The organism is Nocardioides sp. (genome assembly GCF_029937575.1).
Taxonomy (GTDB): Bacteria; Actinomycetota; Actinomycetes; order Propionibacteriales; family Nocardioidaceae; genus Nocardioides.
Genome location: NZ_JAPYPS010000050.1, coordinates 17753 through 29026, shown reverse-complemented (window position 1 = coordinate 29026; position 11274 = coordinate 17753). Strand labels below are relative to the sequence as shown.

Here is an 11274-nt window from a genome sequence, read left to right as displayed (position 1 = left end):
AAATCCGCGCCCGCGTCGAGACTCTCCTCGGACAGCTCTTCCCCCCTGCGTAGGCGCCCTTCTCCCCTCGGATCGGTCTAGCCCGGTCTGGTCCAGCCACGCGACTTTCGGCAGTGCAGACATTCGGGTACCCGATACCGCTATAGATATGCGTATCACTTTCCCGCGCGGGGGGCGCGCTGGAACACATGACTCTGGGGAGGGTCTCCACCATGCATCTCACACGTCTCAAGCTGACGGTGCTCGCAGCACTCGCTGCGCTCATCATGTCTCTCATCGCCGTCGGTCCGGCGACCGCTCGACAGGGACCGACCAACGTCGCCTCGCCGTCCGTGAAGGGCAAGGCGGCCGTCGGACGGACCCTCACGTGCCGGCCGGGCACCTGGACCGGGAAGAAGTCCGGCTACCGCTTCGCCTGGAAGCGCGACGGGAAGCGCATCGCCGGCACATCGAAGCGTCGCTACACAGTGACCCGGGCCGATCGCGGGACTCGCCTGAAGTGCGTCGTGAGTCCCAAGGGAGTCAAGCAGAGAGTTGCCAGCGCCGCGGTCACCGTGGTCGACGCGCCCCGCAACACCGCCGCACCCACCGTCACGGGCCTGCCCAAGCCGGGCGAGACACTGACCTGCGACCCCGGCACCTGGGTCAACGACCCGACACTGCGCTACTCCTGGACCCGTGACGGCTCGCCCGCCGGCACCGGCCAGACCCGCCTGACCAAGAACAGCGACCTGGGCAAGCGGCTGGTGTGCCTCGTGGCCGGCAGCAACGCGGCCGGTGGGAGCGGGTTCGTCGCCTCCGAGGCCGTCCTGGTCAGCGAGAGCGGCACCGACCCGGTGCCGACGACGGCCCCGACCAACACGGTGCGCCCGTCGATCTCGGGGATCCCGTACCCCGGCGAGGTGCTGACCTGCGAGCCCGGCACGTGGACCGGCAACCCGACGTTCACCTACTCCTGGACGCGCAACGGATCGCCCGCCGGCACCGGGGCGACTCGCACGACCAAGAACAGCGACCTCGGCACCACCCTGGTCTGCTACGTCATCGGCTCCAACACCGCCGGCGGCAGCGGCGCGATCCCGTCCGCCGGGGTCCACCCGCAGCTGCCCGAGCCGGACCACGTGGCCTACCAGAGCCACGTGAAGCCCGCGACCAAGGCCTACGGCAGCGTCGGCTACGGGGCGAACTCCATCGAGGAATGGGGAGACCACCTCCGTCTGGAGGGCGGAGCCTCGGAGCTCAACAAGGTGACTGTGACCATGGCATCGTGGAGTTGTGTCAGCGGCGCGTGGAATGCCGGTAATCCGACCGGCCCCTGCGTATCCACCCCCGGCTCGACCTACGTGCATCCAGTCACCGTCAATGTCTACGGCGTCGACAACGCCGCCCCCACCGGGGTGGGCGACCTCATCACGACGGTCACGGTCGACCAGACCATTCCTTATCGGCCGTCGTTCGACCCCAGTTGCGGCGACTACAAGTGGCTCTCGCCCGAGTTCGGTTGCATCAACTCCTTGCAGTTCGACATGGACTTCAACCTCGGTGGCGTGGATGTGCCGGGCGACGTCATCGTCAGCGTGGCCTTCGACACGTCGGGTTCCCCGGCCGGCTCGCTCAACGTGGCCGCTGTAGAGACCGCGCCGGTGGTCGGAGAGAACGTGAACCCTGACAAGACGTTCGTCGGCTATCAGGGTGGTCAGTTCGAAGCAGAGTCGGGCTGGGGCACCTACACCCCCGGCATCACGCTCGAGGCGACGACGCCGTACGTCCCATGACGCCGTAGGTTCGGCGGGTGACGTCTCCTAGCTCATCCACCGGACCATCGGCACCGACCGGCAGGACGGCGGTGGCGTCGGCCACCGCCGTCCTGCCGTACGTCGAGAGCTGGATCGCCTACCGGGCGTGGAAGCTGCGCGTGCCGGGCGTGCAGTACGCCGTGTGGTTCGACGGGCGGGTCCAGCTCTCCGGAGCCGTGGGCAGCGCGGACCTGGCCTCGGACACCCCGCTGACCACCCGCCATCTGTTCCGGATCGCCTCGCACTCCAAGACGTTCACGGCGACTGCGATCCTGCAGCTGATGGAGGCCGGGCGCCTGCGCCTCGACGACAGCCTGGAGACGCACCTGCCCGAGCTGGTTGACGCATCCTCGGGCATCGGGCGGGTGCGGCTGCGCGAGCTGCTCGAGCACGGCGGCGGGGTCCTGCGTGACGGACTGGACGCCGACCACTGGCAGCACGCGCGGGCGTTCCCCGACGAGGGTGAGCTGCTGGCGATGGTGCGCGACGACGGGATCAAGGCCGAGCCCAACAGCCGGTTCGACTACAGCAACCTCGGCTACGGGCTGCTGGGTCTCGTGGTGGTACGCGTCTCGGGTCAGGCCTTCGGCGACTACACCGACGAGCACATCACCTCTCCCCTCGGCCTCGACCACACGCACGCCGAGCTCGATGCGTCGCGAGCCCGCGACTACGCGACCGGCTACTCCGGCTTCCACACCTCGCTCGAACGCCGGCCACTCGTCCACGTCGACACGGGAGCCCTCGCGCCCGCGACCGGTTTCGCCAGCACGGCCGAGGACGTGGTGCGCTACCTGGCGGCTCACCGCCAGGGAAGCGGTGAGCTGCTCACCGATGCCTCCAAGCGCCTGCAGCAACGGCGCGCGTGGACCAGCGCTCCGACCAGTGAGGTCTCCTACGGGATGGGGCTCATCCTCGAGCAGGTCGCCGGCCGACGTGTGTTCGGGCACAGCGGCGGGTACCCGGGCCACATCACACGATCCTTCCTGGATCCCGAGGACCAGATCGCGGTCTCGGTCCTGACCAACGCCATCGACGGTCCCGCCCATGAGCTCTCCGCCGGGGTGCTGGCGCTCATCGATGCAGCACTGCGCTCACCCGCCCGCCGTTCGCTGACCTCGAGTCTCACGGAGCCGGGCGACACCTCGATGTTCGAGGGGCGCTTCGCCGGCGCGTGGGGGGTGCGCGACGTCGTACGGCTCGGCGATCGCCTGGTGACGCTGTCGCCCGGCGGACCCGACCCGGTCGCGGCGGTCGACGAGGTCGAGGTCGTCGACGACTCGACCCTGCGTGTCGTCTCCGGTGACGGCTTCGGTGCCGTCGGTGAGCTCATCCGCTACGAGCGCGACCCAGTTGGTGCGATCGTGTCGGTGCGTGCAGGCGGCGGCGTGACGCTGTGGCCCTACGCCGTCGGCGAGGAGTTCACACCGCCGTTCCCGCCTAGCGCTTGAGCTTGAGCATCGTGGCCGGACCGGCCTGGGACCGACCCACTGCGTTGACCGCGAAGACCTTCACCTGGTGCCGCCCCTTGCCCAGGCCGCGCAACACCACCTTGCGCCTGCCCGACGTCGAGGCATTCGCTCCCTTCGAGACCCTCACCAGATAACCGACCACCGGCGACCCGTTCGACGAAGCCGCAGCCCACGTCACCACGACCTTCTTGCCCTTCGCCTTCACCTTCACCTTCGGCTTGCCCGGACGCCCCGGCCTGCCCGCCGGCGTCACCACACCCGAAGCAGCACTCGCCACAGAGTCCCCCACCGCACTGCTCGCCACCACCGTGAACGAGTACGACGTCCCGTTGCTCAACCCATTGACCGTCGCCGACGACGCACCCCCACCCACACTCACCGACGCACCACCAGGAGAAGCCGTCACCGTGTAAGCCGTCACCGCAGACCCGTTCTCCACACTCGCAGACCACGACACCGTCGCCGACGACACCCCACCCACCGCAGAGACACCCGTCGGCGCACCCGGCACACCCACCGGAGTCGGAGTCGGCGTCGGCGTCGGCGTCGGAGTCGGAGTCGGCGTCGGCGTCGGCGTCGGCGTCGGCGTCGGTGTCGCTCCGGGGGTCACGCTGTTCGACGCCGCACTGGCCGGCGAGTCGCCCGCGACGTTGGTGGCCACCACGCGGAACACGTACGACGTCCCGTTGCTCAACCCGGTCACGCTGACCGAGGCCTGGCCCGGGCCGCCGACGGCGACGACGCCACCCGGCGACGCCGTCACGCGGTACTCCGTGACTGGCGCACCGTTGGTGGCTCCGGGTGACCACGACACCACTGCCGAGCCGTCTCCTGCGGTGGCGCTCACCGACGTGGGGGCTCCCGGCGGGTCCGCGACCACGACCGCGACGTTCTCGGTCGGACCGGCGCCGACGCTGTTGACGGCGGCGATTCCGACGGTGTGCGTGCCTCGGACCAGTTGGCCCGTCTGGGCTGAGATGTACACGCCGCGAGCATCACCGCCCAGCGCTCCGAGGTAGAAGCCGTCGTAGTAGATGTCGTAGGCGGTGATGGTGGCGCCGCCGTCGTCGACGGGCGCGGTCCACGAGGCGTAGATCTCGTCGAAGACCCGGTCGTGCGAGGCCGCGAGGCCCTGCACCGGCGTGGGGGCGTTCAGCACCGGGGCAGCCGTCGTCGCCGAGACACTCGCACCCGCACCGGCGCCGGTCGCGTTGGTCGCGCGCACCGTCAGGTCGTACGTCGTGCCGGTCGCGAGCCCGTCGAACACGTAGCTCGTGGCGGTGCTCGGCAGGGAGACCGCTCCCCCGCCACCACTGCGCGAGACGACGTACCCGTTCACGGCGCTGGAGCCCGGGTCGCTCGGCGCCGCCCAGGAGAGGGTGATCTCCGGCTCGACCGGGTCCGGCGTGGCCGAGACCGAGGTCGGCGCCCCCGGGGCCCCCGCGGGCGGTGCGCCGTCGCAGCCGCTGGTCGCGATCGAGTAGGCGCCCAGGCTGCCGTAGCCGTCGTAGCCACTGGCCGCGAAGGTGCCGCGACCCGTCCCGTCGACCGTCACCGTGTAGCCGTCGCCGGCACTCGGCACGGTCAGCGAGGCACCGAGGCCGCTCGCCGTGACACCGTCGCCGGCACCCGAGGCGGGGTCCGAGGTCCCGACGAGAGCTCCGTCGCCGTCGTGCAGGGTCGCCAGCACGTCGAGGTCACCGGAGAGCTCGGCGCCACTGACAGTGACCGTCGCGCCCGCCACGCAGGTGCCGAGAAGGTAGGCATCGACGTCACTCGGCGAGGTGATGTACGCCGTGTCGGCCGGGAGCGCCGCCGGAGATGCCGGGTTGCCCGCGGCCTCGTCGGGACGCTGCGCCAGGTAGCCGCCGATGATGGCGAGGTCGTCCTCGTGGTTGGTCGCGCCGGTGTAGTCCCCGCGACTCCACTGGACCAGGGCCCGGTTGTAGCCGGAACCCATGATCGGCGCCCAGTTGCTGTGGCCCGCGTAGTAGCTCGTCCCGCTCGTCCCGTCGTGGCTCAGACCGAGGTTGTGACCCACCTCGTGGGTCGTCGCCTCGGCAATGCTCTTCGCGGCGTCGCCCGTGCCCTGCGGGAAGACCCAGGCGGGTTGGTAGGGCGAGTTCACCTGGTCGAAGACGTCGACGTAGGCCACGCCACCACATCCGCCGCCGCAGATCTTGAAATAGGCGTCGTCACTGGGCGTGATCAGGGCGTGGGTGCCATAGCTCTCGTCCGCCACGCTGCTGCGCACGATTCCTGCCACACCCGGATCTTCCGTGGTGACGTCGACGTCCCACGGGGCGAAGTCCTCGGCCACGATCGCCCACACCTGCTGGATGCTGGTCTTCTCTCCGTCGGTGAACGTCGCACCGTTGCCGGCGGGATCCCAGGCAGGGTGAGAGGTCCCGACGCCGTCCTGGCTGTTCCACGCCGTACCGCTGACGGTGGCGCCGTCGAAGTCGAGGTGGACGACCTTGGTCGCACCCGGGCGGCTGTGCAGCAGGAACGTGTCCGACAACGGGGCGAGGGGCGTAGCACTGACGGACGTCGACGGCGCGCGCCGCTGGGCGGCTGGCACCTCCGGCTCGATGTAGTAGAGGCGGCCCTGGGGGTCGAGCCATGCGGTCGGATCGGTCGTCAGCAGGCTTGCGAGCTCGGCCGGCTCCAGGCTGTTGCGCTGCGCCGCCACGTGGAGAGCGCCTCCGAGCTGTCGCAGCGCCGCGCGCCCGTGACGAGGTCCGGCGAGGAGCTCGTCGACCTCGCGGAACGTGACGCCGACCTCCGACCTGGCGCCGGCACTCCCCGGGACGTCCTGGTCGGCGACGGCGATCTGTTGCAGGAGGGTGACGCCGAGCGCCGCGATCGCGACGGCGGCAACGGAGCGGACGGCCAGGCGGCGCTGCTTCGACACGTGAGACCTTCTTCTATCGCTTGAGCTTGAGCGTCGCGGCCGGACCGGTGTGTGCATCGCTCGGCGATCCGGCTTCTGTCGCGGGGCGCGCAGCGGCCGACAGCGAGGCAGGCACGAGCCCCGAGGCCAACAGCACACCGCAGAGCCAGCGCAGCAACTCGACGCGACATCAGGGTTCCTTCGGCTCAGGCGGGTATGTCGCAACATAGGGCCTGTCCGACGACCTGTCCCACGAATGGGCGATCAGCGTCCGGCCGATGTCAGTAGCCTCAGCCCATGGCTCTCACCCAGGTCATCCCCGCACTGCCGGTCGCCTCCGTCGCCAGCGCCATCGCCTGCTGGACCGAAAGGCTCGGCTTCAGCGTCGCTCATCAGGACGGCGGCTTCGCCGTCCTGATCCGCGATGAGGCGGTCGTCCACCTGTGGCAGAGCGACGACGACGGCTGGCGGGTGCGCCCTGGCGACGACCTCGCGACCTCTCCGGTCGTCACCGGCGCAGAGACGTTCCTGGCCGGTACGGCGAGCTGCCGCATCCGCTGCACCAGCAGCAGCGACCTGGACACGATCCACGCGGAGCTGTCCGCCTCCGACGCCCTGCACCCCACCGACACGGGCGCGCCCGTCGACACGCCGTACGGCGCGCGCGAGGTCAACGCCCTCGACGAAGACGGCAACTGCATCACGTTCTTCTACTGGGTGTGACCGTCTCGGCCCCGGTCGCCGGGACCGGTCACGTCTCGCAGGCGCGCACCTGCTCAGCACGGCATCGGTCGTCGCCGCGGCCCCCGTCCACCTCGTCGCGGCCGGGACCGCCCAGGACGACGTCGTCGCCGCGGTCCGCAAGCACGTAGTCGCGACCACCACGAGCGCGGACCCGGTCGTTGCCGGCGCCGGCGTAGAACTCGTTGCGATCCGGTGTCCCGACCATCAGGTCGTCGCCGTCCTGGCCGAAGGCGTCGTTGCCGGCGTGCACGATCCGGTCGTCGCCCCGCCCTCCGAAGACGAACCATCCGCGACGCAGGACGTCGTCGCCGTTGCCGCCGTACACCTCACCTTCGGTGGCATCGACCACGATCGTGTCGTCGCCTCCCAGCCCACGGACGACGTCCGTCTCGGCTCCCGCGACGATCGTGTCGTCGTAGGCGGTCCCGACGATCGAGTAGATGCCCTCCACGAGGTCGGTCCCCTGACCGACGACGGTGCCCTCTGCGCCGTTGCCGGGAAGCGTGGCGTCGATGGCGCGGCCGGCATCGGTGTACAGCACGCGCCCCTCGTGCCGATCATTGCCGACCGGCTCGTCGGGCGCCGGCCCTCCGTGCACCACGTCGTCGCCCGGACCCGGGATGATCTGGTCCCCCTCGAGGCCACGGAAGAAGCCGTCAGGGCCACCCCAGACGGTGTCGTCGCCGAAGCCGAGATCGATGAAGTCCACGCCCCGTCCGCCGCACACCAGGTCGTCACCACCGAGCGCGGTGATCTCGTCGGCGCCGTTCAGGGCGACGATCACGTCGTCACCGGGCGTGCCACGCAGGACATCGGCTTCGTCGGTGCCGACGATGGTGGCGGGGACGCCGTCACACGTCGGCATCGGTGCGGGCGCCTCCGCCCGGGCGCTGTCGGCTGACGACGTGAGAGACGCCGCAAGCACGAGGCACCCCACGAGTCGGGCAGCGGTGACCAGGGACATGCGACGCATGGCTTCTCCTCCGGCCGCAGGCCGGCGGGCGCCTGCCTGGAGCAGAGACATCCTGCACCCATCGTCGGTCCGGCGCCAGCGCCGGCCTCGGCGTCGAGCCGTTCCCGGCCGCCGGTGGGGCCCGCTGCAGGGAAAGTGCGCTGAGACCCCCCTCGACTGGGTACTGCCCTGGTGGAGGCTTTGAGGGAAGTCTCGTCCGAGGGAGGGACAGCAGGTGGAGTCGCACGCCTGGAACCGCAGGGTTCTCGACGCCGTGGCGGAGGGGATCTGGGTGATCGACCTCGACGGTCACACCATCGAGGCCAACCCCGCGGTGGCCACCTTGCTCCGGCTCGAGCCGCAGGACCTCCCCGGCCTCGATCTCGCCAACCTCCTCGACGAGGAGGGGCGCACTCAGTTCGCCAGCCACCTCGCCGGCCTGCGCGATGGGCGGATCAACCCCGGCGAGGTGGAGTGCCTCTTCCACCTGGTCGACGCCACGACCGTCTGGGTCGCCATCCGCGAGGCCTTCGTGCGTGACGACGACGACCATCCCGTCGCCGTCGTGCTGAACACCACCGACATCACGTCGCGCAAGGTGCTGCTGGACTCGCTGCGCGAGAGTGAGCGCCAGCGCGCCGAGGCCGAGCGGATCGCGCGGCTGGGCAGCTGGCAGTGGACGGCCGAGGACGACAGCTACGAGGTCAGCGACGGGATCCGCGCCCTGTACGGCGAGCGCACCGACGAGATCTTCTCCGGCTCCGACGCCTTCATCGCCTCGGTCCACCCCGACGACCGCGAGCGCATCCGTGAGGCACTGAGGACTGCGATGGACACCGGTCAGGACTTCGAGTTCGAGGGGCGGGTCCGAGCCCAGAGCGGCTACGTCTGGATCCGCGGTCGCGGCGTCGGCGCCCACGACGACCGGGGCACCCTGGTGTCGGCCTCGGGCACGCACCAGGACGTGACGCGCACCCGGGCGACCGACGACGCCCTGCAGGACCTCGTCACGCAGAACTCCCTCTTGCAGGCCGTGGCGAGCGCGGCCAACGAGGCAGCGACTCTGGACAGCGTGCTGTCCCAGGCCAAGGACCTGGTCCTGCTCCACGACGACTGGGACCGTGCCCGCGCCTTCCTCCCGGTGGACGACGGCCGTGAGCTGGCGCCGTACTACATCGACGAGGAGGATCGCGCACGCTACGAGGGACCCTCCCACGACCCGCTCCGGGACCGGGAGCTGACCACGGCGTTGCGGGCCCTGCACGAGAAGCGCTCGGTCTGGGACGACGAGACCCGGCTGACGATCGCGTTCCGCGTGATGCTCGAGGAGGAGTGCGTGGCGGTGCTGGCCATCACTTCGCTGCCACCGCTCTACCGCCACGACATGGTCCAGCACATGGTGGAGCAGGTGGCCGACCAGCTCGCTCTGGTCGCCGAGCGCGAGCGGGCTGCTGCGGCGCTGGGTCAGGCGCGGGACCTGGCGATGGAGGCGTCCCAGCACAAGTCGGACTTCCTGGCGACGATGAGCCACGAGATCCGGACGCCGCTCAACGGGATCATCGGCCTGACCGAGCTGCTGGGCCGCACCGTCCTCGACGAGCGTCAACGCCATCTCGTCTCAGGCGTCGACCTGTCGAGCCGGTCGCTGCTGGCGCTGATCAACGACATCCTCGACTTCTCCAAGATCGAGGCCGGTCGCCTGGAGCTGGAGATCGTCGACTTCGAGGTCCGCGACCTGCTGGACCAGGTCGCCGGGGTGCTCGCCGAGTCCGCGAGGGCGAAGTCGCTCGACTTCCAGGTCTCGTGCAGCCCGGACGTGCCCCAGGTCGCCTCGGGTGACCCCACGCGCCTGCTGCAGGTGCTCACGAATCTCGGGTCCAACGCGGTGAAGTTCACCGCCGAGGGCGAGGTCGCCATCCGCGCCACGGTCGTCGGCCCAGCCGACGCGCCCCGCCTGCGGGTCGACGTACGGGACACCGGGATCGGCGTGGCACCGGACCGGGTGGAGTCGATCTTCAGTCCCTTCCTCCAAGGCGACAGCTCGACGACCCGGCACTTCGGCGGCACCGGGCTCGGGCTGGCGATCTCTCAGGAGATCGTCGAAGCCGCGGGCGGCAGCATCGGCGTCGACAGCGAGGAAGGTCACGGCAGCACCTTCTGGATGCAGGTTCCGCTCCTGCCGCCGACCGGCGCGCTGCTCGGTGAGACCACGGACGGCGCTCGGGCGGAGCTGCGAGGCACCCACGTGCTCGTGGTCGACGACAACATGACCAACCGGCACATCCTCACCGAGCAGCTCGCCTGGTGGGACGTGACGTGCGTAGCTGTGGCCTCGCCCGCGGAAGCGCTGGACACGATGATCTCGCACGAGTTCGACCTGGTGCTGCTCGACATGGCCATGCCCGACGTGGACGGGCTCGGGCTCGCCCGCGCCATCCGAGAGCGGGAGTCGGCTGACGAGCACCTGCCGCTCATCCTTCTGACCTCCTCGCTGCTGCCCGACGAGGTGGCCCCGGCGGCTGCCGGCATCGACCTGTGCCTCAGCAAGCCTGTGAGCTCGGCGCACCTGCGCGACGTCCTTCTCGGGATCCGTCGCCAGGAGAGCGCACCGCACGCTCCCGCTCCCGTGGCGCGACGTACGGAACGGATCCTGGTCGTGGAGGACAACGCGGTGAACCGTCTCGTGGCCACCGGGCTGCTCGACGGGCTGGGCTTGTCCGCAGACACCGCGGACGACGGCGACGATGCGGTCGCCATGGTGGAGCAGTGCGGCTACGACCTCATCCTGATGGACGTGCAGATGCCCAGGCTCGACGGCTATGCCACGACCCGTGCCCTGCGCAACAGGGAGGCGGACCTGGGGCTCGGCCGGACGCCGATCGTCGCGATGACCGCGTCGGCAGTGAGCGGCGAGCGTGAGCGGGCCCTCGCCTCCGGCATGGACGACTTCGTCTCCAAACCGGTCAACAGCTCGCGTCTGGCCGAGGTCGTGTCCCTCTGGATCGATGCCGACGATGCCGACGATGTCGCCCTGCCGGCACCCGCCCCGAGGCCCATCCGCCGCCCCGCCCACGACGTCCTCGACCGGTCACGCCTCGAGGAGCTGGCCGAGCTGTCCCCCGCCTACGTGTCACGAGTCATCGCGAGCTTCCACGAGCGACTCCCCGCGATGATCGACGCCGTACGCCGAGCAGCCGACGGCGCCGACCTGGCCAGCTCGGCACACGCACTCAAGGGCGCGTCGTCGAACATCGGGCTGGTCCACGTGTCCGAGATCGCCGAGCATCTCGAGGGTCTGGGCAGATCGGACGGGACTGCCTCAGAACCGTCGATGACCGAGCTCGTCGCGGCCGCCGAGCACGGCCTGGTCGCCCTGGACGACTTCGTGGCCACGATGGGTCCGAGCAACTGACCCCG

At 70.3% G+C, this 11274-nt stretch carries 6 protein-coding genes; 4 read left to right on the top strand and 2 right to left on the bottom strand.

What is annotated here, in order from left to right; translation table 11 throughout:
• Positions 1–212 precede the first annotated feature (212 nt).
• Positions 213–1775 carry a hypothetical protein gene (locus tag Q1K33_RS15240; RefSeq protein ID WP_300405439.1) on the top strand — a complete coding sequence of 521 codons (1563 nt, stop codon included), beginning with the start codon at positions 213–215 and terminating at the stop codon, positions 1773–1775.
• 17 nt (positions 1776–1792) lie between these two features.
• Positions 1793–3247, top strand: coding sequence for a serine hydrolase domain-containing protein (locus Q1K33_RS15235; protein ID WP_300405437.1), 1455 nt, complete (start codon positions 1793–1795; stop codon positions 3245–3247).
• Here the strand turns inward: Q1K33_RS15235 and Q1K33_RS15230 are convergent.
• Complete coding sequence (locus tag Q1K33_RS15230; RefSeq protein ID WP_300405435.1) at positions 3237–6182, bottom strand: fibronectin type III domain-containing protein; 2946 nt, start codon at positions 6180–6182, stop codon at positions 3237–3239. The two genes, Q1K33_RS15235 and Q1K33_RS15230, sit on opposite strands and share 11 nt — an antisense overlap.
• A 276-nt stretch (positions 6183–6458) precedes the next feature.
• On the opposite strand from Q1K33_RS15230, the gene Q1K33_RS15225 reads away from it, so the two are divergent.
• Complete coding sequence (locus Q1K33_RS15225; protein WP_300405433.1) at positions 6459–6884, top strand: VOC family protein; 426 nt, start codon at positions 6459–6461, stop codon at positions 6882–6884.
• A gap of 28 nt (positions 6885–6912) precedes the next feature.
• Here the strand turns inward: Q1K33_RS15225 and Q1K33_RS15220 are convergent, their stop codons facing one another.
• On the bottom strand, positions 6913–7878 hold the full coding sequence (locus Q1K33_RS15220) for a calcium-binding protein (RefSeq protein ID WP_300405431.1): 966 nt from the start codon (positions 7876–7878) through the stop codon (positions 6913–6915).
• 214 nt (positions 7879–8092) lie between these two features.
• Between Q1K33_RS15220 and Q1K33_RS15215 the strand changes: the two genes are divergently transcribed.
• On the top strand, positions 8093–11269 hold the full coding sequence (locus Q1K33_RS15215; RefSeq protein ID WP_300405429.1) for a response regulator: 3177 nt from the start codon (positions 8093–8095) through the stop codon (positions 11267–11269).
• Positions 11270–11274 lie beyond the last annotated feature (5 nt).

Excerpts from the sequence above, each read along its gene's own strand:
- Q1K33_RS15225 (WP_300405433.1), top strand. The coding sequence starts at position 6,459 with ATGGCTCTCACCCAGGTCATCCCCGCACTGCCGGTCGCCTCCGTCGCC.
- Q1K33_RS15240 (WP_300405439.1), top strand. The coding sequence starts at position 213 with ATGCATCTCACACGTCTCAAGCTGACGGTGCTCGCAGCACTCGCTGCG.
- Q1K33_RS15220 (WP_300405431.1), bottom strand. The coding sequence starts at position 7,878 with ATGCGTCGCATGTCCCTGGTCACCGCTGCCCGACTCGTGGGGTGCCTC.